Source organism: Streptomyces sp. NPDC048419, assembly GCF_043200415.1.
In the GTDB taxonomy this organism is placed as follows: domain Bacteria; phylum Actinomycetota; class Actinomycetes; order Streptomycetales; family Streptomycetaceae; genus Streptomyces.
Genome location: NZ_JBICXT010000002.1, coordinates 557,097 through 579,821, shown reverse-complemented (window position 1 = coordinate 579,821; position 22,725 = coordinate 557,097). Strand labels below are relative to the sequence as shown.

19 protein-coding genes and 2 tRNA genes are annotated in these 22,725 nt (G+C 70.4%); 7 read left to right on the top strand and 14 right to left on the bottom strand.

What is annotated here, in order from left to right; all coding sequences use genetic code 11:
• Positions 1-41 precede the first annotated feature (41 nt).
• A complete protein-coding gene (locus tag ACGFYN_RS06550) occupies positions 42-1,001 on the top strand; it encodes a hypothetical protein (RefSeq protein WP_393864627.1) in 960 nt (319 codons plus the stop codon).
• 163 nt (positions 1,002-1,164) lie between these two features.
• Here ACGFYN_RS06550 and clpX read toward each other — a convergent pair whose 3' ends face one another.
• From clpX to ACGFYN_RS06525, 5 genes are all read right to left on the bottom strand, one after another.
• On the bottom strand, positions 1,165-2,454 hold the full coding sequence (clpX, locus tag ACGFYN_RS06545) for an ATP-dependent Clp protease ATP-binding subunit ClpX (protein ID WP_393864626.1): 1,290 nt from the start codon (positions 2,452-2,454) through the stop codon (positions 1,165-1,167).
• A gap of 189 nt (positions 2,455-2,643) precedes the next feature.
• Positions 2,644-3,324, bottom strand: a complete 681-nt coding sequence (locus tag ACGFYN_RS06540) for an ATP-dependent Clp protease proteolytic subunit (RefSeq protein ID WP_393864625.1) — start codon at positions 3,322-3,324, stop codon at positions 2,644-2,646.
• Positions 3,325-3,375: 51 nt separating this feature from the next.
• Positions 3,376-3,984, bottom strand: a complete 609-nt coding sequence (locus ACGFYN_RS06535) for an ATP-dependent Clp protease proteolytic subunit (protein WP_393864869.1) — start codon at positions 3,982-3,984, stop codon at positions 3,376-3,378.
• Between the two features lie 313 nt (positions 3,985-4,297).
• Complete coding sequence (gene tig / locus ACGFYN_RS06530) at positions 4,298-5,692, bottom strand: trigger factor (RefSeq protein ID WP_393864624.1); 1,395 nt, start codon at positions 5,690-5,692, stop codon at positions 4,298-4,300.
• Positions 5,693-5,896: 204 nt separating this feature from the next.
• Positions 5,897-5,973, bottom strand: a tRNA-Pro gene (locus ACGFYN_RS06525).
• 163 nt (positions 5,974-6,136) lie between these two features.
• Between ACGFYN_RS06525 and ACGFYN_RS06520 the strand changes: the two genes are divergently transcribed.
• Positions 6,137-6,210: transfer RNA gene (locus ACGFYN_RS06520), tRNA-Gly, on the top strand.
• Positions 6,211-6,357: 147 nt separating this feature from the next.
• Here ACGFYN_RS06520 and ACGFYN_RS06515 read toward each other — a convergent pair.
• Positions 6,358-6,552 (bottom strand): hypothetical protein, encoded by a 195-nt coding sequence (locus tag ACGFYN_RS06515; protein WP_026178055.1) that lies wholly within the window; start codon positions 6,550-6,552, stop codon positions 6,358-6,360.
• 613 nt (positions 6,553-7,165) lie between these two features.
• Between ACGFYN_RS06515 and ACGFYN_RS06510 the strand changes: the two genes are divergently transcribed.
• A complete protein-coding gene (locus ACGFYN_RS06510) occupies positions 7,166-8,347 on the top strand; it encodes an acyltransferase family protein (protein ID WP_393864623.1) in 1,182 nt (393 codons plus the stop codon).
• Here ACGFYN_RS06510 and ACGFYN_RS06505 read toward each other — a convergent pair.
• The 4 genes from ACGFYN_RS06505 to ACGFYN_RS06490 all read right to left on the bottom strand — a co-directional run bounded on the left by ACGFYN_RS06505 (position 8,344) and on the right by ACGFYN_RS06490 (position 13,314).
• On the bottom strand, positions 8,344-8,793 hold the full coding sequence (locus ACGFYN_RS06505; RefSeq protein WP_393864868.1) for an HD domain-containing protein: 450 nt from the start codon (positions 8,791-8,793) through the stop codon (positions 8,344-8,346). The two genes, ACGFYN_RS06510 and ACGFYN_RS06505, sit on opposite strands and share 4 nt — an antisense overlap.
• Before the next feature lie 20 nt (positions 8,794-8,813).
• The gene (locus tag ACGFYN_RS06500) at positions 8,814-11,246 is read right to left on the bottom strand and encodes an FtsX-like permease family protein (RefSeq protein ID WP_393864622.1); all 2,433 of its coding nucleotides are present in this window, start codon (positions 11,244-11,246) and stop codon (positions 8,814-8,816) included.
• Positions 11,246-12,004 (bottom strand): ABC transporter ATP-binding protein, encoded by a 759-nt coding sequence (locus ACGFYN_RS06495; RefSeq protein ID WP_393864621.1) that lies wholly within the window; start codon positions 12,002-12,004, stop codon positions 11,246-11,248. Before ACGFYN_RS06495 ends, ACGFYN_RS06500 begins: the two co-directional genes overlap by 1 nt.
• A gap of 119 nt (positions 12,005-12,123) precedes the next feature.
• Positions 12,124-13,314, bottom strand: coding sequence for a PP2C family protein-serine/threonine phosphatase (locus tag ACGFYN_RS06490; protein WP_393864620.1), 1,191 nt, complete (start codon positions 13,312-13,314; stop codon positions 12,124-12,126).
• 162 nt (positions 13,315-13,476) lie between these two features.
• Between ACGFYN_RS06490 and ACGFYN_RS06485 the strand changes: the two genes are divergently transcribed.
• Positions 13,477-14,706 carry a GNAT family N-acetyltransferase gene (locus tag ACGFYN_RS06485; RefSeq protein ID WP_393864619.1) on the top strand — a complete coding sequence of 410 codons (1,230 nt, stop codon included), beginning with the start codon at positions 13,477-13,479 and terminating at the stop codon, positions 14,704-14,706.
• 16 nt (positions 14,707-14,722) lie between these two features.
• Here the strand turns inward: ACGFYN_RS06485 and ACGFYN_RS06480 are convergent, their stop codons facing one another.
• Both ACGFYN_RS06480 and ACGFYN_RS06475 read right to left on the bottom strand, forming a co-directional pair.
• Positions 14,723-15,529, bottom strand: coding sequence for an Fpg/Nei family DNA glycosylase (locus tag ACGFYN_RS06480; protein ID WP_393864618.1), 807 nt, complete (start codon positions 15,527-15,529; stop codon positions 14,723-14,725).
• Between the two features lie 33 nt (positions 15,530-15,562).
• Positions 15,563-16,051, bottom strand: coding sequence for a ribose-5-phosphate isomerase (locus tag ACGFYN_RS06475; RefSeq protein WP_393864617.1), 489 nt, complete (start codon positions 16,049-16,051; stop codon positions 15,563-15,565).
• Between the two features lie 205 nt (positions 16,052-16,256).
• On the opposite strand from ACGFYN_RS06475, the gene ACGFYN_RS06470 reads away from it, so the two are divergent.
• A complete protein-coding gene (locus ACGFYN_RS06470; RefSeq protein WP_393864616.1) occupies positions 16,257-17,675 on the top strand; it encodes an amino acid permease in 1,419 nt (472 codons plus the stop codon).
• An 87-nt stretch (positions 17,676-17,762) separates the two neighbouring features.
• On the opposite strand, the gene ACGFYN_RS06465 is transcribed toward ACGFYN_RS06470, so the two are convergent.
• Complete coding sequence (locus ACGFYN_RS06465) at positions 17,763-19,742, bottom strand: protein kinase (protein WP_393864867.1); 1,980 nt, start codon at positions 19,740-19,742, stop codon at positions 17,763-17,765.
• 187 nt (positions 19,743-19,929) lie between these two features.
• On the opposite strand from ACGFYN_RS06465, the gene ACGFYN_RS06460 reads away from it, so the two are divergent.
• Together ACGFYN_RS06460 and ACGFYN_RS06455 are read left to right on the top strand one after the other, a co-directional pair.
• Positions 19,930-20,661, top strand: coding sequence for an LPXTG cell wall anchor domain-containing protein (locus ACGFYN_RS06460; protein ID WP_393864615.1), 732 nt, complete (start codon positions 19,930-19,932; stop codon positions 20,659-20,661).
• Positions 20,662-20,777: 116 nt separating this feature from the next.
• Complete coding sequence (locus ACGFYN_RS06455; RefSeq protein ID WP_393864614.1) at positions 20,778-22,121, top strand: FAD-binding oxidoreductase; 1,344 nt, start codon at positions 20,778-20,780, stop codon at positions 22,119-22,121.
• Here ACGFYN_RS06455 and ACGFYN_RS06450 read toward each other — a convergent pair.
• A complete protein-coding gene (locus ACGFYN_RS06450; protein ID WP_393864613.1) occupies positions 22,105-22,683 on the bottom strand; it encodes a biotin transporter BioY in 579 nt (192 codons plus the stop codon). The genes ACGFYN_RS06455 and ACGFYN_RS06450 overlap by 17 nt on opposite strands.
• Between the last annotated feature and the right edge of the window lie 42 nt (positions 22,684-22,725).

Sequence of the window (22,725 nt, the reverse complement as noted above, 5' to 3'; positions counted from 1 at the left end):
GATGTCGGGGACACACAGAGCATCTGGAGGGGAACCCAGAAATGAGCCACAACCAGCCGGGCCCGTACGGCGGGCAGCCTCAGCAGCCCGGACCGTACGGCCAGCCGGGCCCCTACGGCCAGCAGCCGCCGCAGGCGCCCCAGCAGCCCGGCTACGGCTACCCCCAGCAGCCGCCGGCCCAGCCCGGCTACGGCTACCCGCAGCAGCCCCCGCAGGGCGTCCCGCCGCAGCAGCCCCCCTACGGCCAGCAGCCCCCGTACGGCCAGGCCCCTTACGGCCAGCAGCCGTACGGCGCCCCGCAGCCGCCGCAGTCCGGTGGCGGCGGCAAGAAGACGGGCCTGATCATCGGCGCGGTCGCGGTCGTCGTCGCCATCGGCGTCGGCGTGTACTTCGTGGTGGGCGGGGGTGGGGGGTCCAGCAGCGGCGGAGGCGGTGGCATCGCGGACGACGGGCCGCACAAGCTGGTGGCGCAGTCGACCGTGCTCGGCGGCGACTACAAGAAGAGCGGCAACAGCGAGAGCAACACCATGACGAGCGACGACGTCAAGGACGCGGAGTCGTGGGGGGTCAAGGGCGCCAAGGACGTCAGCGCCACCTACGCCTCGGGGTCCGGTCTCACCGCGAAGAGCCTCATGTTCGCGGGTGTGTACGGCACCATCGACGACCCGGAGAAGGCCGTCGACGCGATGTTCGCCAAGTCCAAGGAGAACTCCGAGAAGGAGTCCTCCTCGTCCTCCGGTACCGACACCAAGCTCGTCGGCAGCCCTGAGGTCGTCAAGCCGGCCGGCTTCTCGAACGGCATCATGAAGTGCCAGTACGCCCAGACCACGTCGTCCGGCAAGACCACCAAGATGCCGATCTGCATCTGGGGTGACCACAGCACGCTGACGTACGTGCTCTCGTACGACCTCGCGGCCATGGCCACCGGCAAGTCCACCTCGATCGACGATGCGTCGGCCCTGGCGGCCAAGCTCCGCAAGGACGTGCGCGTCAAGGCGTAGCCCGAGCGCATCAGTGGGCGCCCGGCGGATCGCCGGGCGCCTCTTTGTTGTTACGTCGGCTGCCTTGTCAGGCCCTGACACAAGCCTCGTACGCGTCACGGTTCTTGTCGGACATGCGAAGTGCCCGGTGCTTTCTCAGCACCGGGCCTTCAGCCGTGGGCGGTTACGCCGTCTTCTGCTCCCCCGGCCCCCGGCCGTTGCGGGCGTCGCGGGGGATGAGGGTCGGGTTGACGTTCGAGTGGACGACGTCCGCCGTGACGACCACGCGGGCCACGTCCTTGCGGGACGGGACCTCGTACATGACCGACATCAGGACCTCTTCCATGATGGCGCGCAGCCCGCGCGCGCCGGTCTGGCGGAGGATGGCCTGGTCGGCGATGGCCTCCAGGGCCTCGCGCTCGAAGTCCAGCTCGACACCGTCGAGTTCGAAGAGACGTTGGTACTGCTTCACCAGCGCGTTACGCGGCTCGATGAGGATCTGGAGCAGCGCCTCGCGGTCCAGGTTGTGGACCGAGGTGATGACCGGGAGGCGGCCGATGAACTCGGGGATCATGCCGAACTTGACCAGGTCCTCGGGCATGACGTCACCGAACTGGTCCTTGGACTGCAGCTCCAGCTTCGAGCGGATCGTCGCGCCGAAGCCGATGCCCTTCGCGCCGGCCCGGGACTCGATGATCTTCTCCAGGCCCGAGAAGGCACCGCCCACGATGAACAGCACGTTCGTCGTGTCGATCTGGATGAACTCCTGGTGGGGGTGCTTGCGCCCGCCCTGCGGCGGCACCGAGGCCGTGGTGCCCTCCAGGATCTTGAGCAGGGCCTGCTGAACGCCCTCGCCCGACACGTCGCGCGTGATGGAAGGGTTTTCACTCTTCCGCGCGACCTTGTCGATCTCGTCGATGTAGATGATCCCGGTCTCGGCCTTCTTGACGTCGTAGTCGGCCGCCTGGATCAGCTTCAGCAGGATGTTCTCGACGTCCTCGCCGACGTAACCCGCCTCGGTCAGCGCCGTCGCGTCCGCGATCGCGAACGGGACGTTCAGCATCCGGGCCAGGGTCTGGGCGAGCAGCGTCTTGCCCGAGCCCGTGGGGCCGAGCAGCAGGATGTTGGACTTCGCCAACTCGATCGCGTCGTCACGGCCGTTGCCCCCGCCGTTCTCGCCGGCCTGGACGCGCTTGTAGTGGTTGTAGACCGCCACCGAGAGGGCCTTCTTGGCGGCCTCCTGGCCGACCACGTAGCCCTCGAGGAACTCGTAGATCTCGCGGGGCTTGGGGAGCTCCTCCCAGCGCACCTCGCTGGTCTCCGCGAGCTCTTCCTCGATGATCTCGTTGCAGAGGTCGATGCACTCGTCGCAGATGTACACACCGGGCCCTGCGATGAGCTTCTTGACCTGCTTCTGGCTCTTGCCGCAGAACGAGCACTTGAGCAGATCGCCGCCGTCACCGATGCGTGCCACGGTGTGCTTCCCCTTCGCCTGGGAGACGCCTAGATCCAGCGGCTCCTGGTGCTGCCTTCATCCGACGGTACCTTGCCGAGCCCCCCGTTCGGGCCCCCCTTGGCGCGGTTCACTTTGACGTGCAGCGTGTCAAAGCACACCAACCGTGCCAAGGGGCGGCAGACGATACAGCGTCCGTGTCCCTCAGTGTCAGCGGACGGACGCGTTGTTCATCTTGCGGGTGGAGATGATCTGGTCGATCAGGCCGTACGACAGCGCGTCCTCGGCCGTGAGGATCTTGTCGCGCTCGATGTCCTCGCGGATCTTCTCGATCGGCGTGGTCGAGTGCTTGGCCAGCATCTCCTCCAGCTGCGAACGCATCCGGAGGATCTCGTTGGCGGCGATCTCCAGGTCGGAGACCTGACCGCGGCCCGTCTCGCTGTAGGGCTGGTGGATCAGCACGCGGGCGTTCGGCAGCGCCATGCGCTTGCCCGGCGTACCGGCGGCCAGCAGGATGGCGGCGGCGGACGCCGCCTGGCCCATGCAGACCGTCTGGATGTCGGGCTTCACGAACTGCATCGTGTCGTAGATGGCCGTAAGCGCGGTGAAGGAGCCGCCCGGGCTGTTGATGTAGACCGAGATGTCCCGGTCGGGGTCCATCGACTCCAGGCAGAGCAGCTGCGCCATGACGTCGTTGGCGGAGGCGTCGTCGATCTGCACGCCGAGGAAGATCACCCGCTCCTCGAAGAGCTTCGCGTACGGGTCGTACTCGCGGATGCCCTGCGAGGTGCGCTCGACGAAGCGCGGGATGACGTAGCGGGACTCGGCGGCGGGACCCGTGTACTCGGCACGCGCGCGGTCGTACAGGCCGCTGCCGGGGATGTCGTTCACTGTCTGTCTCCTAGGAGCTGTGGCGGTCGGCTGGGGGCTGTACGGGGGGCCTCAGGCCGCCCCGGTGCCGCCGCCGCCCGGCATTCCGGCGGCCGTCGGGATGACGTCGTCGATGAGGCCGTACTCCTTGGCCTCGAAGGCGTCGAACCAGCGGTCACGGTCCGAGTCGCGGGTGACCTGATCGACCGACTGGCCGGTGTGCTGCGAGGTGAGCTCGGCCATGCGCTTCTTGGTGTGCAGCAGCCGCTCGGCGTGGATCTTGATGTCGGAGGCCGAACCGGCCAGACCTGCGGAGGGCTGGTGGATCAGGATCTCGGCGTTCGGCAGCGCGAAGCGCTTGCCGGGGGTCCCCGCGCTGAGCAGGAACTGGCCCATCGAGGCCGCGAGGCCCATGGCGATGGTCACCACGTCGTTCTTGATGAACTGCATGGTGTCGTAGATCGCCATGCCGGCCGTGATCGATCCGCCGGGGCTGTTGATGTAGAGGTAGATGTCCTTGTCCGGGTCCGCGGCAAGGAGCAGCAGCTGTGCGGTGATCTTGTTCGCGATGTCGTCGTCGACCGGCTGGCCGAGGAAGATGATCCGCTCGTTGAGCAGCCGGTTGTAGACCTGGTCGCCGAGGCCACCACCGATGGAAGGCTCGCCGGCGGCGGAGGGCATCAGATTCGTCACGTATCCACCTGCTCGTCTTACGACGGCGCCGGGCCGTCTTCACGTGTTCCCATCCGGGGGCTGGGCTGTTTCCGGGACTTCCCTGCCCCCGTACTCATGGACCCTAACGCGCTGGTCCCTTCGGAGAATCCCGGAGAGTGGGGTGTTCGCCGGGGGCGTAGCGCCGCGGGGACGCGGGGTTCGCAGCCGCGTACGGGTTGCGCCGCGGCTGTTCGCGGCACAGTTCCACCGTACGGCGACGGGCCCCCGGGACATCGCGTCCCCAGGGGCCCGTCCTGCGACCTGCCAGGCGCCGTGGGCGTCAGCCCTCGGTCTTCTCCTCGGCCTCGGTGGCGTCGGCCTCCGTGGCCTCGGCGGCGACGTCCGCGGCCGGCTCGGTCTCGTCCTCGTCGTCGAGGTCGACGACCTCGCCGTTGGTGTCCTTGACCGTGGCGGACTCGACGACCACCGCGAGCGCCTTGCCGCGGGCGACCTCGCCGACCAGGAGCGGAACCTGGCCGCCCTCGACGACGGCCTGGGCGAACTGGTCGGGGCTCATGCCGGAGGAGGCCGCACGCCGCATGAGGTGCTCGGTGAGCTCCTCCTGGTTGACGTTGAGCTTCTCCTGCTTGACGAGCTCGTCGAGGACGAACTGCGTCTTGATGCCCTTGACCGCGGCTTCCTCGGTCTCGGCGTCGAACTCCTCGACCGTCTTGCCCTGGATCTCGAGGTACTTCTCGAGGTCGAGGCCCATCTGGCCGAGCTGGTGGTGCTCCAGGTTGTGCTTGCGGGTGTTGATCTCGTCCTCGAGCAGCTTCTCGGGGACGGGCACCTCGACGAGCTCCAGCAGCTTCTCCAGGACGCGCTCCTGGGCCTGCGTGGCCTGGTCGTACTGCTTCATGTTCTCGAGGCGCTTGCGGCTGTCCGCCTTCAGCTCGTCGAGGGTGTCGAACTCGGACGCGAGCTGCGCGAAGTCGTCGTCCAGCTCGGGCAGTTCGCGCGCGGCGACCTGGGTGACCTTGACGGTGACCTCGGCCTCCTTACCGGCCGCCGAGCCGCCCTTGAGCTCGGAGGCGAAGGTGGCCTCGCCACCGGCCTCCAGGCCCTTCACGGCGTCGTCGATGCCGTCCAGCAGCTCGCCGGAGCCGATGGTGTAGGAGACGCCGCTCGCCACACCGTCCTCGAGGACCTCGCCCTCGACCTTGGCCTCCAGGTCGATCGTGACGACGTCGCCGTCCTCGGCGGCACGCTCGACGGGAGAGGTCGACGCGAAGCGCTCACGCAGCTGCTCCACGGACTTCTCGATGTCCTCGTCGGTCACCTCGACGGCGTCGACCTCGACCTCGATACCGGAGTAGTCCGGGATCTCCAGGGCGGGGCGGATGTCGACCTCGGCGGTGAAGTTCAGCGTCTCGCCGTCCTTCAGCTCCGTGATGTCCACCTCGGGCTGACCCAGCACGTTCAGCTCGGCCTCGTTGACGGCCTCGGTGTAGAACTTCGGAAGCGCGTCGTTGACCGCCTCCTCGAGGACCGCACCGCGGCCGAACCGCTGGTCGATGACGCGCGCCGGGATCTTGCCCTTCCGGAAGCCCTTCACCGTGACCTGCTGGTTGATCTTCTTGTACGCCGCGTCGAGGCTGTCCTTGAGCTCCTCGAAGGGCACCTCGACAGTGAGCCGAACCCGGGTCGGGTTCAGGGTCTCCACGGCGCTCTTCACGGTTCGGTCTCCTTGTGGCTGACTTCTGGGTTTCTGCCGGAGCCAGACTGGTCCGGCGGATTTCGCCGCCCGGAGGACTTCTGTAGAGGAGAGACACACGGGCGTGCAGCTTGCATAGTAACGGCAGCGGCGACACGCCCCAAAGGCGATCACGGGACACGATCACCCAAGGTGATCGCGCCTGAGTCCGGTGTTGACCGGTGCTGGTCGGGGTGGCGGGATTTGAACCCACGGCCTTCCGCTCCCAAAGCGGACGCGCTACCAAGCTGCGCCACACCCCGTCAGGTGCGACACGTAGGGTACATGCCCGCAGTCAGTGCGGACGCCGCATTTCCCGGGCGGTGACGCCGGGCCGGTGCGGGCGGGGAAGGGGTGTGCGCCGAGCGCATCCGACCCGCTACGATGCTTACCGTGCCGCGATCACCGATCCGTGGCGCACCTTGTGCGGGCGTAGCTCAATGGTAGAGCCCCAGTCTTCCAAACTGGCTACGCGGGTTCGATTCCCGTCGCCCGCTCCACACGACTCAGGGCCCGGTTCCGCGGAACCGGGCCCTGAGTGTCTGCGCGGGGCGTCACGGCCGGCGAGCGGGGCGTGGCCGGCCCGGGGCGCGGCGCGGTCGCGCGGCGGCCCCGCACAGACCGGCCGGCCCGGAAGCTGCTGCGGTTCAGAAGCTGATCGAGTTGATCGTCTCGGCTATCGAGTTCAGGAACCGGTTGATGGACGGCGCCATGCCGGTCGACGCCAGGAAGAAGCCGAAGAGGATCGCCACGATGGCGGGGCCGGCCTTGATCGAGCCTCCCCGGATCAACACCACCAGGATGATCGCCAACAGAAGCACCACTGACAGTGAAATGGCCACAACTGATCACACCCTAGGTCGGTCCGCTCTCCCGGCCCGGGGGTGCCGGCGCCCGCGCACCCCCGCCAGAACCATCGTGCCACCAACGGGGCCCGGGTATGCGGCACCTGAGGCATCGTCGGCCACAGCATGTCGGACCTTTGCCCGGCGCGGGCGGCCGCGGCCCGCGGGCGGGGCCAACTCGGCTCCCCCGCACGGCATTTCGAGGATGCACCCGCGCAGGGAATTCAACGGGATCGTTTCCATGTCCACACAACGCGTTCGCAGGCATTTCGAATTGTCGTCACGGTTACCCGGCAGCTCTCAACGGCAGCTCCAGCAAAGGCGAATGAAGCGGACATTCCACCAGAGTCGCCCCCAGGTCATATGCCCCATTTAGTCAGGACGAGTCGTGACAACCGGGACATGTAATGGTGTGTTGACCATCACCTACACAGGGAAGTCAACTTCCCTTAATGATGGGTACTCGAAGCCAATAACCAGGAAAGACGTGGGGAGTTTTACGAAAACCCACAGACGACGCTAGGGTTCCTCAGATGTTTCACGCTGCCTCGTCCCCCGCATGTGCAGCGAGGTCCGGGATCGCCTCCCCCCGTTTTCGGGGGGAGGGTCTGTGACGAACTCGTTGCCGCCGCACGGCCACAACAGAACGCCGCTCCCTCCGGCACGCACGCCGGCGTCGGGAGTGCCGAGTCCGCGCCCGTCGCAGGAACGGCAGGCCCGGCCCGCCGGACCCGGGAAACAGCGCGACGCGTTCTTCGACAACGCGAAGTATCTGGCGATCGTGCTGGTGGCCATGGGCCACTCCTGGGAGCCGCTGAAGGGTGACAGCCGCATCCTGGAGGGCGTGTACACCGTCGTGTACAGCTTCCACATGCCGGCCTTCATCATCATCTCCGGCTATTTCTCGCGCAGTTTCGACATGCGCCCCGACCGCCTCAGGCGCCTGGTCACCGGTGTCCTGGTGCCCTACGTCGTCTTCGAGACGGCGTACTCCCTCTTCAAGCGGTACGGCGACCACGACCCGGGCATGGACGTCAGCCTGCTCGACCCCTGGTATCTCACCTGGTTTCTGGTCGCGCTGTTCATCTGGCGCCTGACGACACCGCTGTGGAAGAACCTGCGTCGGCCGCTGCCGATCGCACTCGGCGTCGCGATGTTCGGGTCGGTCTCGCCGGAGATCGGCAACGACCTCGACCTCCAGCGTGTGCTCCAGTTCCTGCCGTACTTCGTGCTGGGTCTGTGCATGAAGCCCGAGCACTTCCAGATGGTGCGCACGCGGGCGATGCGGATCGTCGCGGTGCCGGTGCTCGCGGCCGCGCTGGTCTTCGGCTGGTGGGCGGTGCCGCGGATGAACACCGCGTGGTTCTACCACCGTGACGCCGCCCAGGAGTTGGCCGCGCCGTGGTGGACCGGGCCGGTCATGGTGCTCGCGCTGTTCGGCTGCTCGCTGCTGCTGACCGCGTGCTTCTTCGCCTGGGTGCCGCGCCGCAGGATGTGGTTCACCGCCCTCGGCGCGGGCACGCTGTACGGCTATCTGCTGCACGGCTTCGTGATCAAGGCCGGTGACTTCTACGGCTGGTTCGGCCACAAGTGGATGCACAAGCCGCTCGGTGAGATCGCGGTGACGCTCGCCGCGGCGGCCGTGGTCACGGCGCTGTGCACTCCTCCGGTGCAGCGGATGTTCAGGTTCGCGATGGAGCCCGAGATGAAGTGGGCCTTCAGGCGGGACGCGGCGGAGCTGGCCCGCGAGCGCGAGAAGCAGCAGCGGCAGCGCGAGATGGCGAACGCCTAGACCGACGGCTGCCGAAGACCGAGAAGTGCGCGCATCCGTGTGTACTTCTCGGTCAGTCTTCTACGGGTCGCCTCGTCGGCGAGGCGGGCGAGGCGGGCCGGGTCGGCGTTGTGCGCCAGGTCCGCCTCCTTCACCAGCAGCGCGCCCGGCGTCGCGAGGATCCGTGCCGCGTACTCCTGCGGCTCCTCCCCCGCCCGCTTGGTGACCGCCCGCACGATGTCCTTCGTACGCCGGCTCAGCGCGGCCTCCTCCAGCCACTGGGCGGAGAGCGCGTCGTCCTCGACGGCGTCGTGCAGCCAGGCGGCCGCGATCTGCTCCTCGTCGCCGCCGCGCGCGCGGACGCCCTCGGCGACGGCGCTCAGGTGCTCGGCGTAGGGCCGTCCCGCCTTGTCGGTCTGCCCCTCATGGGCGGCACGGGCGGTGGCCTCGACGGCGGCCAGGGTCATCGGCGTTCGGGATGTTCCGGTCACTCGTCCAGTGTCTCCTTGCGCAGCGCCGCGCGGGCCGGGAGGGTCGCGGCCGTCACCCCGAGGACGACGATCGCGCCGGCGAAGGAGCTGTAGACCATGGGGGGAATGTACGGTCCCTGTCCCGTCAGGCCCTTCATCATCGGGACCAGGGTGGCCAGCGCGATGGCCGTGCCGAGGGCGATGCCCGCGAGGGCGACCAGGAGGGCCTCCCAGCGGATCATGCGCAGCACCTGGCGGCGGGTGGAGCCGATGAGGCGCAGCGTGCCGAGTTCGCGGCGGCGGTCGAGGACGGTCATCACCAGCGTGTTGACGGCGGCGACGGCCGCGAAGCCGCCGAGGACGCCGGCCATCACGGAGTTGGCCCAGGCGTTGAGCTCGCGGTCGAGGGACTGGGCGGTGGTGTAGCCGTCGCGGTCCAGGACCGTGCCGATCCGCCCCAGCCCGGCGGCCGTTCCGCCCTTCGTCCACAGCTCGGTGTCGTAGGCGGAGGTGACATGGGTGGCGAGGTCGGCGCGGGCCATCGTCACCTGGGACAGGCCCATGCCGCGTCCGTACGTCGCCACGACCACCGGGGCTGCCCTGGTGCCGTCGGGCAGCCGGAGGTGGAGGCGGTCCCCGACCTTGACGTGGGCGTTGCCGGCCAGCCGGCCGTCGACCGCGATCTCGCCGCGCTTCAGGGACAGCCGGCCGTGCTCGACGTCCAGGTCCTGCACGGCGGCGAGGTCGCGGGCGGAGCCCGTGACGCCCTGTGCGGAGGCCGACTCCAGGCCGCCCGAGGCCGGGACCAGCACCGAGGTCCTCAACAGGCCGACCGCGGCGGTGACTTCGGGACTGTGCCCGGCCCGTCGTACGGCGTCCGGGGTCAGGCCCGGGTCGGCGGTGACGATGTGGTCGGCGAGGACGCCGGCGTGCTGCTGGTCGGCGGTGACGCGGTCGGTGCTGGTCTGCATGAAGATCAGGACCGAGGAGAACGCCATGGCGAGCACGATCGGGGTGATCGCGGAGGCCAGACGGCGGGCGTTCGTACGGGAGTTGGCTGCGGCGAGCGCGGCCGGGGCGCCGGCGCCGCGCAGCGGCAGGCCGAAGAGGCCGGCGCAGGCGCGGGCGACCAGCGGGCCGAGCAGCGCCACGGCCAGCATGAACAGGAAGACGATGCCCAGGGCCGCGTTGGCCGCGTCGTCGCCGGTCAGGGAGGCGGACAACCCCGCGCAGACGAAGCCGCCGGCCGCGGCGGCGATACCGAGGGGCGTACGGATCCAGCCGATGCGCAGCCGCTCCACGGACGCCTCGCTCAGCGCCTGGCCGGGCTTGATACGGGAGCTGCGGTGGGCGGCGGTGTAGCCGGAGAGCAGGGCGGTGACCAGGACCGCGCCGGCCGCGGAGACGAGGGGGATCCAGGAGACGGACAGGTCGACCGCCTCCGGCACGGCGCCCTTGTCCTTGAGCTGCCCGAACCACCAGCGGGCCAGGGCGATTCCGGGCAGGCAGCCGAGGGCGCCGGCGAGGGGCGCCACCAGGAGTGTCTCGGTGGCGATCGTGCGGCGGATCTGGCGCGGGGTGGTGCCGATGGCCCGCAACAGGGCGAACTCACGGGCCCGTTGGCCCACGGCGAGCGCGACCGTGCCGGCCGCGGTGAACATGGCGACCAGGGTGGCGACGCCGCCGAAGGAGCCGCCGATGCCGGTGAGCATCTCCTTGGCCTCACCGAGGGAGGGGTCCTCGACGGCGCCGCGGTCGTCGCCGGTGTGCACCTTGGCGTGCTTCCCGAGCGCGTGCGCCACCTGGGACTGGAGAGCCGCGGTGGAGACGCCGGCCTCGGGGAACACCGCGATGGCGTCGATGCGGCCGGGGTGGCCGGAGAGGCGTACGGCCTCGTCGTCGGCGAACCAGGCGGCGGCGTCGCCGGTGCCGGCGGTCCCGGAGACGCGGTAGGTGTGCCTGCCCTCGGGCGTGGTGAGGGTGACGTGCGAACCGGCGGTGGCCTTGCCCGCGGCCAGGACGACCTCGCCCGGCCCCGGCGGGCGGCCGGAGGTGAGCTTCTCACCGGTGAAGGTGGTGGAACCCCAGTTGTGGGCGCTCAGGGGGCCGTTCGGGCCGCGGCCGGGGAAGGTGACGTCGGCGACGGCCGTACGGGCGCCGGGCGCCGTGGCCGCCTTCGCCACCAGGGAGTCGTCGAGACGGGCGCGGTCGGGCACCGGCTCGCTGTCGGCGTTGTCGCCGTGGCCGTAGGGAGCGGTCTGGGCGGCGGCCGCGACGACGGGGGCCTCGGCGTAGCGGGCGGGCGGGACGGTGGCGCGCAGGCCGGTCTCCAGCAGGATGCCGCACGCCGACACCACCATCGCGGCCATGACCAGCGCGACGAAGGTGCCGGCGAACCCGGAGGGCCGGAAGCGGAGCGCCGCGCGGGCGAGACCGTTGGGTGTGAACATCACGCCGCCGCCTGTGCGAAGGAGGGGCGCGCGGTCAAGGCCGTCATGCGGGCGGCGATCCGCTCGGCGGGCGCGCGGTCCAGGCGGTCGACGATCTCGCCGTCCGCGAGGAACAGGACGCGGTCCGCCCAGGCCGCGGCCGACGGGTCGTGGGTGACCATGACGACCGTGGCGCCGTGGCTGTCGACGGCCTGGCGCAGCAGGGAGAGGATCTCGGCGGCGGTCGTGGTGTCCAGGGCGCCGGTGGGCTCGTCCGCGAAGACGACGTCGGGGCGGGTGACCAGCGCGCGGGCGATCGCGACGCGCTGCTGCTGGCCGCCGGAGAGCTGGCCGGGGCGGCGCCGCGCCTTGTCGGTGAGACCGACCTCGGCGAGGACCTCGGCGGCGCGGCGGCGGTCGGGGCGCCGGCCCGCGAGACGCATCGGCAGGACGACGTTCTGCTCGACGGTGAGGGACGGCAGCAGGTTGAAGGCCTGGAAGACGAAGCCGAGGCGGGTGCGGCGCAGCGCGGTGAGCTTGTTCTCCTTCATGCCGGTGATCTCGGTGCCGCCGAGGCGGACGGTACCGGCGCTGGGCCGGTCCAGGCCCGCCGCGCACTGCAGGAAGGTGGACTTGCCGGAGCCGGAGGGGCCCATCACGGCCGTGAAGCTGCCCCGGGGCAGGGTGAGGTCGATGCCGCGCAGGGCGTGCACGGCGCCGCCGCCACGGCCGTAGCGCTTGCGGACTCCGTGCAGTTCTACGGCCCAGTCGCCTGACATGCCTGTTTCCTTCCGGTCCGGGATGGTGCTTCGAACCTACGGACCGGAGGTGGGGCGGGCGATGAGGGCGGCTGGCGAATGCGGGCGGGGGTAAACCCCACCCGCCGTCTTCCGGCGGCTCAGCGCAGGGCCGGCGGCTGGGACGTCGCCGTCGGGCCCTCGCGGCAGATCAGCAGCAGCGCGCGGTCGTCGTTGACGTCCTTGGCCACCGCCTCGATGAGGTGCCAGGCGGCGCCGTGGAAGCCGCCGGCGACATAGCGGTCGGCCTCGCCCGTGAGGCGGTCGATGCCCTCCACGATGTCGCGTTCGGAGGTCTCCACGAGGCCGTCCGTGAACAGCATCAGCACGTCGCCGGGGCGCAGCGAGCCCTTCACGGGGTCGAACTGCGCGCCGTCGTAGACGCCGAGGAGCGGGCCCTCGGCGGCCTTCTCCTCCCAGCGCCCGCTGCCCGCGCTCAGCTGGAGGCCCGGGGGGTGCCCGGCGGAGTACAGCTCGTAGTCCCCGGAGTCGAGGTCCAGGACGAGGTGGATGGAGGTGGCGAACCCCTCCTGCCAGTCCTGGCGCAGCAGATAGCCGTTGGCCGCCGGGAGGAAGGCGTGCGGGGGCAGCGAGCCCAGCAGTCCGCCGAACGCCCCCGACAGCAGCAGCGCACGCGACGCGGCGTCCATGCCCTTGCCGGAGACGTCCGTCAGGACGACCTCCAGCGTGCGGCCGCCGTTGGTGCGGGCGGCGACCACGAAGTCGCCCGAGAAGGACTGGCCGCCCGCCGGCCGCAGCGCCATCTCCCGGTGCCAGCCCATCGGCAGCGTCGGCAGCTTGCTCTGCACCCGGATGCGTTCGCGCAGGTCGAAGAGCATGGTGCCGCCGCGCCTCCAGGGCACGCCGACCCTGCTGCGGAACTGGGCGATGAGCAGGCCGAAGAAGCCGCAGGCCGCGACGACCAGCACCACGCCCGGGGTGACCCGGGACGGGCCCTCCGTGTACGGCCCGAGCTTCACCGACTCCACGATCAGGGCCGTGGCCGCGGCCGCGTACAGGCCGAGCAGGCTGGCCGGGCGCAGCAGCAGGCCGCCCGCCACGATCGGCAGGACCAGCACGGCAGGGGAGCACCACACGGAGTTGGCGAGCGTGACGGCCGCGATCACCGGGACCATGATGAGCAGTCCGGCCAGCGCGACCCAGTCCGAGCCGTCCCCGCGGAAGTAGTCGACGGCGCTTCTGCGCAGGCCGACGCGGACCCGGTGCCACTGCATTTTCCACCGGGCCGTGAACGTATCGGCTTCCGCGCGCCGCTCTCGTCCTGCTGCCATCAGTTCGGGACCCTATCCATCGGACCAGCTGCTTGGCACGGGAGGTCCCACTTGTCCCCCGTCCGAGGTTCAACTTCACAGTGAACTTCACAGAAAGCCGTTGCGGGTCCGCCAAGACGAAATTCCCTCGCTCGTCCCGCAACGCCCTGGTAGGCATGGTTCATGGCGACTGACTTGCGCGTGCTGCGGCAGGACGACTGGGACGAGTGGTACGACAACCTGATCCGTGCCTTCGGCGGAATCCCGGAGGCGGCCGAGGAGCGCGCCCTGTTCCGCGAGCTCACTCGGACGGACCGTTCCATAGGTGCCTGGGACGACGATACGTGTGTGGGGACGGCCGGGGCATTCGCTTTCCGGCTGACCGTGCCCGGCGGCGCGGCGGTGCCCGCGGCGGGCGTGACCATGGTCTCCGTGGCCGCCACGCACCGGCGGCGCGGTGTGCTGACGTCCATGATGCGGCGGCAGTTGGACGACGTACGGTCCTGGGGCGAGCCGCTGGCCGTCCTGACCGCCTCCGAGCCCGCCATCTACGGTCGGTTCGGGTACGGCGTCGGCACGTACCACGTCACCGCCGAGATCGACACGACCCGCGTACGGCTGTCCGTGCCGCCCGGCACCGATGACGTACGGCTGCGGTACGCATCACCCGCCGAGGCGCTCGGCGCGTGCGAGGCGGTGTACGCCCGGCTGGTGCCGCGGCGTGCCGGCATGGTGGCCCGGATTCCGGGCTGGGAGCGGATGTGGGTGCTCGACCCGGAGAGCGAGCGGGACGGTGCGTCGCCCCTGCAGTGCGTCCTCGCGCAGCGGGGCGGGGAGACCGTCGGGTACGCCCGTTTCCGGATCAAGCCGGGCTGGGAGTCGGAGGGCCCCAAGGGCACGGTCGTCCTGCAGGACCTGGACGCGCTGGACCCGGCGGCCCAGGCGGCGCTGTGGCGCTTCCTCTTCGACATCGATCTGACGTCGAAGGTGACCACGCGCGGGCGGCCGATGGGCGAGGGCTGGCAGCACCTGGTCTCCGACATCCGGCGCTGCTCACTGCTCGTACGGGACTCGCTGTACGTACGGCTGGTGGACGTCGGGGCGGCGCTGGAGGCGCGGACGTACCAGGCGCCGGTGGACGTCGTGCTGGACGTCGAGGACGCCTTCTGCCCCTGGAACACCGGGCGTTGGCGGCTGACCGGCGACGCGAAGGGCGCGTCCTGCACGCGCACCGAGGACGCGCCCGATCTCGCCCTGTCCGTACGGGAGTTGGGCTCGGCCTATCTCGGCGGCGTGCCCCTGGACGCGCTCGCCGCGGCCGGGCGGGTGCGGGAGCTGCGACAGGGCACGCTGGCGGAGGTGTCGGTGGCCTTCGCGTCCACCGTGGCGCCGTGGCTGCCGCACGGGTTCTAGCCACCCTCCCGGGGCGTCAGCCCTGCTGGCAGGCGGGGCACCAGAACAGGTTGCGGGCGGCGAGGCCGGCGGTGCGGATCTCGCCGCCGCAGAGGCGGCAGGGCAGCGTGGCCCGCCGGTAGACGTACACCTCGCCGCCGTGGTCGTCCACGCGCGGCGGGCGGCCCATCGCCTCCGGGGTGTGCTCGGGCCGGACGGTGTCGATGCGGTTGTTGCGGACGCCTTCGCGCATCAGCTCGACCAGGTCGGCCCAGACGGCGTCCCACTCGGCCGGGGTGATGTCCCTGCCCGCGCGATAGGGGTCGATGCCGTGCCGGAAGAGGACCTCGGCGCGGTAGACGTTGCCGACGCCGGCGATCACCTTCTGGTCCATGAGCAGGGCTGCGATCGTCGTACGGCTGCGGGACACGCGCCGGTACGCCGCCCTCGGGTCGGCGTCGGCCCGCAGCGGGTCGGGGCCCAGCCGGTCGTGGACCGCGACCTTCTCGGCGTCCGTGATGAGCGCGCAGGTGGTCGGTCCGCGCAGATCGACGTACGAGGTGTCGTTCGCCAGCCGGAGGCGGACCGTGTCGGTGGGCGGGGCGGGGGCGTCACCGAAGGCGACCTTGCCGAACAGGCCCAGGTGGATATGGACCCAGTCGGTGTCGCGGAAGCCGAGGAAGAGGTGCTTGCCGTGGGCCTCGGTGCGGGTGAGTTCGGCGCCGTCGAGCAGTGCGGCGGCGTCGGAGAACTTGCCCTGGGGGCTGGTCACACGCGGTGCCGTGCCGGAGAAGCGGTCGGCGTAGTCCGACGCCAGCCGGTGGATCGTGTGCCCCTCTGGCACGGTGCCTGTGTCCTTCCGGCCCCCTGAGGGGCGTCAGTCCTGCTGCGGGTGGTGCGCCGGGATGGGCGGCAGCTCGCCGGTCGTCTCGTAGTCCGCGAGCATGTCGATGCGGCGGATGTGGCGCTCGTCACCCGAGAACGGGGTGCCCAGGAAGGTCTCGACGAACTTCGTCGCCTCCTCCGTGGTGTGCATACGGGCGCCGACCGCCACGACGTTGGCGTTGTTGTGCCGGCGGCCGAGCGACGCGGTCTCCTCGCTCCAGGCGAGCGCCGCGCGCACGCCCTTCACCTTGTTCGCCGCGATCTGCTCGCCGTTGCCGGAGCCGCCGATCACGATGCCGAGGGACTCGGGGTCCGCGGCCGCCTTCTCCGCGGCACGCAGGCAGAACGGCGGGTAGTCGTCCTGGGCGTCGTAGATGTGCGGGCCGCAGTCGACGGGGTCGTGGCCTGCCGCCTTGAGCCACTCGACGAGGTGGTTCTTGAGTTCGAAGCCGGCATGGTCGGAGCCGAGGTACACGCGCATGACTCCGAGTGTGACACGGCTGTTTCCGGCTGGCAGCCCCGGGTGTCGGCCAGGGGGAACCGTGTCTTCAGCCACAGAACCTCAAGGAAACCTCAAGTAACGATCCCATTTCAAAGGTTCACGAATTCCATAGCCTCCGTTTCACTGGTCCGACCCGTACACCGCTCGTACGGCGACCGCTCACAAGGCGCGAAGGAATTCCCCCATGACTGGTCTTCAGGCCGGACTCAAGAACCGTCATCTGACGATGATCGCCATCGGCGGTGTCATCGGAGCCGGACTGTTCGTCGGCTCCAGCTCGGGCATCGCCACCGCAGGGCCCGGCATCCTTCTCTCGTACGCCCTCGTCGGCACCCTCGTCGTGCTCGTGATGCGCATGCTCGGCGAGATGTCCGCGGCCAACCCGACCTCCGGCTCGTTCTCCGCTCACGCCGACCGGGCGCTCGGCCGCTGGGCCGGGTTCTCCATCGGCTGGCTCTACTGGTTCTTCTGGGTCGTGGTGCTCGCGGTGGAGGCCACCGCCGGCGCCACGATCCTCGAGAGCTGGATACCGGCCGTCCCGCAGTGGGGCTGGGCCCTCATCGTGATGCTCGTGCTGACCGCCACCAACCTCGTCTCCGTCGGCTCCTACGGCGAGTTCGAGTTCTGGTTCGCCGGGATCAAGGTCGTCGCGATCGGCGCGTTCATCGTCGTCGGCGCGCTCGCGATCTTCGGTGTGCTGCCGGGCGTCCACAGCGACAAGGCGAGCTTCGGCAACCTCAGCGACCACGGCGGCTTCCTGCCGCACGGGCCGGGCGCCATCCTCACCGGCGTGCTGCTCGTCGTCTTCTCCTTCATGGGCAGCGAGATCGCCACCCTGGCCGCCGGCGAGTCGGAGAACCCGCAGCAGGCGGTAACCAAGTCCACGAACAGCATCATCTGGCGTATCGCGGTCTTCTACCTGGGCTCGATCCTCGTCGTCGTCTCGCTGGTGCCGTGGAACGACCCGACGATCAAGGAGAAGGGCTCCTACGTCGCCGCCCTCGACTCCCTCGGCATCGCGCACGCCGGCCAGATCATGAACTTCATCGTGCTGACGTCGGTGCTGTCCTGTCTCAACTCCGGCCTCTACACGGCCTCCCGGATGGCGTTCTCGCTCGGCGAGCGGGGTGACGCGCCGAAGATGTTCGCGCGGACCACGTCCCGTGGTGTGCCGAGGGCCGCGATCATCGCGTCCGTCCTCTTCGGCTTCGTCGCGGTGTTCTTCAACTACAAGTTCCCGGACTCGGTCTTCCTCTTCCTGGTCAACTCCAGTGGTGCCGTGGCCCTGTTCGTCTGGCTGGTCATCTGCTTCTCGCAGCTGCGGATGCGGAAGATCATCCAGGCCGAGGCGCCGGAGAAGCTGGTCGTGAAGATGTGGCTGTACCCGTACCTGACCTGGGCCGCGGCCGGTGTGATCGTGTTCGTGCTGGGCTACATGCTCACGGACACGGAGCACGACGGACGCGAGACCGTGCTGCTGTCGCTGCTCGTGGCAGCGGTAGTGCTGATCGTCGCCCTGGTCAAGGAGAAGGTGTCGGGCGGGCGTACGGCCGTGACGGCCGAGTCCGCCGCGACGGCGCCGGACGAGGTCAAGACGCGCTGACGCCAAGGACGTTGCGCACGTACGAGTGCGGATGAAGGCAGGGGCTCGCGGCGGACGCCGCGGGCCCCTGCCCTGTGTCCACGTGGTTCACAGCACGATGAAGCTGTCCTTGGTCTTGTCGTAGACCTTCAGGGCCTGGGTCTCGATGTCGGGCTGGTACCACGTGCTGATCTGGTACGACTTCCCCTCCTGGTCGAAGCCCAGCAGCCGGGCGTGCCAGGGGGTGCCCTGCAGGGTGAATGTGTACTCCCAGATCACCGCCGGGTTGCCGCGGAACGTCGTCCGCTCCAGACGGATCTTCTGGTAGTTCTGGCCCTGGTGGGCGTTCTGCTCGGACTGCTTCCAGGTCTCCATCAGGTCGCCGCGGGCGATCGAGGACTTGCCCACCAGTTCCTGCGTGGCGTCGGGTGACGTGTAGTGCACCTCCGACCCCGTCTTCAGATCCCGCCGCCAGCCCTTGGGAGTCGCCCACGCGAACCCGCCCGCCTCGCGATGCACCCCCGGCGGCAGCGTCTGCGGCCTCGCCGTGCCTTCCACGGTGGGCGGAGCACTGCTGGACGACGTGCCGGCGGACGACGAGGAGGAGTCCGCGCGATTGTCGCCGGGCGAGCCGGAGTTCGCCAGCAGGACCACGGCCACGACGGCACCCGCGGCGACCAGGCCGCCGGCCGCGATGAGGCCGGCTCGGCGACGGGGGCGGCGGGGGCCGTCCGGGGTTGCGGGGACGGGGAGTTCGCGCGGCGGCGTGCGGAGCGGGTGCGGGCCCAGGGCGGGGCGGGTGGACAGCTCCGGGACGGGCGCCGGGCTCCGGCGGGCACCGGGTGCAGCCGCGTTCGGGTTCACGGACTGCTGCTCGGGGACCGTAGGGGTGCGGACCAGGGAGACACCGGCCGGCTGCTGGGCCGACGGGGCCTCGGAACGGACCTCCGAGCGCACTTCGGAGGCGACCTCGCTGGAGGCGTTGACGTGGTGGTGGGCGGAGGGCGCCGCGGGCTCCGGCGTCTCCTGCGGTATCGCGTCCCGGACGGCGGCGGGTTCAGGCGCGGGTTCAGGTGCGCGTTCAGGTTCGGGTTCGCGTCGCCTGGGGTCGCGTGCGGCTTGCACGAGACGGGTGTCCAGGTAGACGGGGGTGGGCCGCTCGGGCGGCACGGCGGGCCCGGCTTCAGGCTTCGTCGGCTCCTCGGCCGCGGGTTCACCGGGCTCGTCCGCCTCGTCCTCCTCCGCGCCGCCGTTCCCCTCTCCCGCGCCCACGGGAAGCGTCGGCAGGGTCGGCGGGAAGGCGATCGGGAGCAGTGCCTCCTCCAGGTCGTCCAGGTTCGGGCGGACCGAGGGGTCCTTCTCCAGCAGCGCGGCCAGGACGTCCCGCAACGGACCGGCCGCGGCGGGGAGTTTGGGCTCCTCGTACAGCACCGCGTGCAGCGTGGCCAGGGTCGTGTCGCGGGAGAAGGGGGAACGGCCGCCCAGGGCGGCGCAGAGCGTGGCGCCCAGCGACCACACGTCGGACGGCGGGCCCTGCGGGCGGCCGGAGATGCGCTCGGGCGCCATGTAGTCGGGTGAGCCGACCAGCATCCCGACCATGGTGAGCGCCTTGGCGTCCTGGATCGCGGCGATGCCGAAGTCGGTGAGCACGATGCGCTCCGCGCCGTCCTCCACCAGGACGTTGCCCGGCTTGATGTCACGGTGCAGGACACCGCGCGCATGCACCTGGCGCAGGGCCCTCACCAGCCCCAGGCCGATCCGTGCCGTCGCGCCCGGCGCCAGCGGGCCGTCCTGCGCCACGATCCGTTCCAGGGAGCGGCCGCCGACCAGCTCCATGACGATCCACAGCCGTTCGCCCTCGTCGACGACGTCGTAGACCCGCACCACGTTGGGATGGTCGATCCGGGCGGTCGCCCTGGCCTCGCGCAGTGTCCGTTCGCGGCGGGTGCGCGTGTCCTCGGCGTCGAGTCCGTCGATGCGCATCTCCTTGACGGCGACCGGGCGGTCGAGCATTTCGTCGGCGGCCCGCCACACCCGCCCCATTCCCCCCTGGCCGATACTCTCGACCAGCCGGTAGCGCCCCGTCACCAGCAACCCTGGAACTCCGCCGCTTCTCGTATTCCCCGGCAATCCGCTGCACCCCCTCAATTACCGCTGCAACGTCCCGACTGTCCCACAATGGTCACACTTCAGGCCGTACCAGCATAGTGCGGAGAAATCTTGTGGTAGCTCTTCAAGTACTGCGAATTCAGGCGCAGCCAAGGGGGATGTGAACATGAGTTCTCGTCGCATGACGACCATCGCGGGATCGCTGGTCGCAGCATCTTTTTCGACGGTGATGATCCTTTCGTTCACCGCCAGTGCGGACGACCAGGGACCCGGCAGCAGCAAGGGCGGAAAGGCCGTCGACGAGGCGCCGGCAGGCGTGAAGCTGACCACGCTCCTGCCTTCGAAGATCTCGGTCGACAACGGCTCGCAAAAGACGGCGATTACCGCCACGGTCAAGAACGAGGGGACCAAGGACAGCGGAAAGATCCAGCTTTTGGTCGTCGGTTTCGACGGCCTCACGGTCAAGAGCGTGCAAGGCTGCTCCCAGATTGCCGAAAGTAATCTTCCGAAGGGCTCGAACAGCGGTTTCTCCTGCCCGATCGACAATCTCGCGGCCGGCAAGTCGAAGTCGTACGCCGTCGATGCCACCTACGACCTGAACAAGACCGGCAAGATCTGTCTGCCCGTGACGTCCGGTGACGGGAAGAAGACGTACTGGCAGCAGGGCCCGGTTCCGTTCGGTACGACGAACCCGTCGCCGAACGCCCCGGCCACTCCGCTGCTGCTCGGCACCGACAACAAGCCGGTGGCGCCGGGCGGCGACCAGAAGGAGCTGCCGAAGACGGGCGTCGGGCGGGACGTCCTGCCGCTGGGTGCGGCGGGCGCGGCGCTGATGGCGGCGGGTGCGGCGGGGCTGTGGTGGACGTCGCGGCGTCCCACCCGGCAGCTTCGCGGCTGACACTCCCGACGGCTGCGCAACCTCCGCAAGAGGGCCGGGGCGCCCGCGCACCCCGGCCCTCTTCTCACCCGAAAAGCTGACGGCGGATGTCAGGTAATGCGGGAACGATGCCGTTCATGAACATCGCCGACACGACCGACAACACCGCCGGCCCGCTCGTCCTTCGCCCCGGCGACTCCGGCTACGACGAGGAGATCGCCGGTTTCCAGACCGGGTTCGCACAGCGTCCCGCCGTGGTCCTCGCCGTCTCCTCGGCCGACGACGTGCGCGCCGCGGTACGGTACGCGGCCGCCGAGCACCTGCCGATCGGCGTCCAGGCCACCGGCCACGGGCTGCCCGGCGCGTCCGAGGGCGGCGTCCTCGTCACGACGCAGCGCATGGACAGGGTGAGCGTCGACGCGGTGGCCCGCACCGTCCGCCTGCAGGCGGGCGTCCGCTGGGGCCAGGTCGTGGCCGCCGCCGGACCGTACGGCCTGGCGCCCCTCAACGGCTCGGCCCCGAGCGTCGGCGCCGTCTCCTACACCCTGAGCGGCGGACTGCCCATCCTGGCCAGGGAGTTCGGCTACGCGGCCGACCATGTGCGCTCCCTGGACCTCGTCACCGCGGACGGCCGGCTCCGGCACGTGACCCGGGAGTCCGGCCCCGGCCTGTACTGGGCCCTCCTCGGCGGCGGCCACGGCTTCGGCATCGTCACCGAGCTGGAGATCGGTCTGGTCCCGGTACGGACGCTGTACGGCGGCTCCGTCTCCTTCGACGGCCGCCAGACCGACCCGGCGGCCCTGCTGCGGGCGTACGAGGCGTGGACGCGGACCGTGCCCGACGGGCTGACCTCGTCCTTCGCGGCCGTACCGTATCCGGACGTCCCGGCCCTGCCGCCGCATCTGCGCGGCCGGTACGTCGTCTCCGTACGCGTCGCGTACACCGGCGCCGACGGGCCGGAACTGGCCGCCCCGCTCAGGGAGTTCGGCCCCGTGCTCGCCGACTCGCTGCGGGAGATGCCGTATGCCGAGAGCCGTACCATCCACAGTGATCCGGACTTCCCGCACGCCTACTACGGGGACAGCGCGGTGCTGGGCGAGCTGGACCTCGCCGCAGCCGCAGAGGTGCTCGCGCGTACCGGTCCGGACGCCGGCGGCCCCATGTGCGTCGTGCAGATCAATCACCTGGGCGGGGCGCTCGCCCGGCCCGCGCCGAACTCGGTGCCCCATCGCGACGGGCGCTTCCTGGTGCGGCTGTTGACGGCCGGGGACCGTGAGCAGGCACGTGCGGTGCTGGACCCGGCGTTCGCGCTGCTCGCGGACGTGACCCTGGGCCGGGCCCGCGGCTTCGCGTTCGGCGCCGGTGACCGGACCGAGGGGTTCTACGACGCCGGGACGCGCGAGAGGCTCGCCGGGCTGAAGTCGCAGTACGACCCGGCGAGCCTCTTCCGTGACGACTTCGGCGTCAGCGCTTGCCGATGAGCTTCCAGGCGGTGGGCGTGACGCCCATCGCCAGGGCCGCCTTCAGGGCGTCGCCGATCAGGAACGGCGTCAGGCCGGCCGCGATCGCCGCGGTCAGGGACAGGTGGGCGGCGTAGGCGAGGTACGGGACGCCGACGGCGTAGATGATCGCCTCGCCCAGCAGCATCGTGCCCGCCATGCGCACGACGGAGCGGTCGGCGCCGCGGCGGGCCAGGGCGCCGACGGCGGCGGAGGCGAGCATCATGCCGATGATGTAGCCGAAGGAGACGGAGACGCCGGAGGTGCCGCCCGCGAACCACGGCACACCGGCGAGGCCGGCCAGCGCGTACAGGACCAGCGAGGCCAGGCCGCGGCTCGCGCCGAGCGTGGCGCCGACCAGCAGGGCGGCGAAGGTCTGGCCGGTCACCGGCACCGGGGAGCCCGGGACGGGCACGGAGATCTGGGCCGCGAGGCCGGTGAGCGCGGCGCCGCCGAGCACGAGGGCCACGTCCCGGAGACGGGTCGCGGGCAGGAGGTCGGCGAGGACCTCACGGGGGCGGGCGGTGGCGGCAGCGGTGCTCATGAGGACTCCGCGAGTGACGAGGACATGCTGGGACACGGTGAC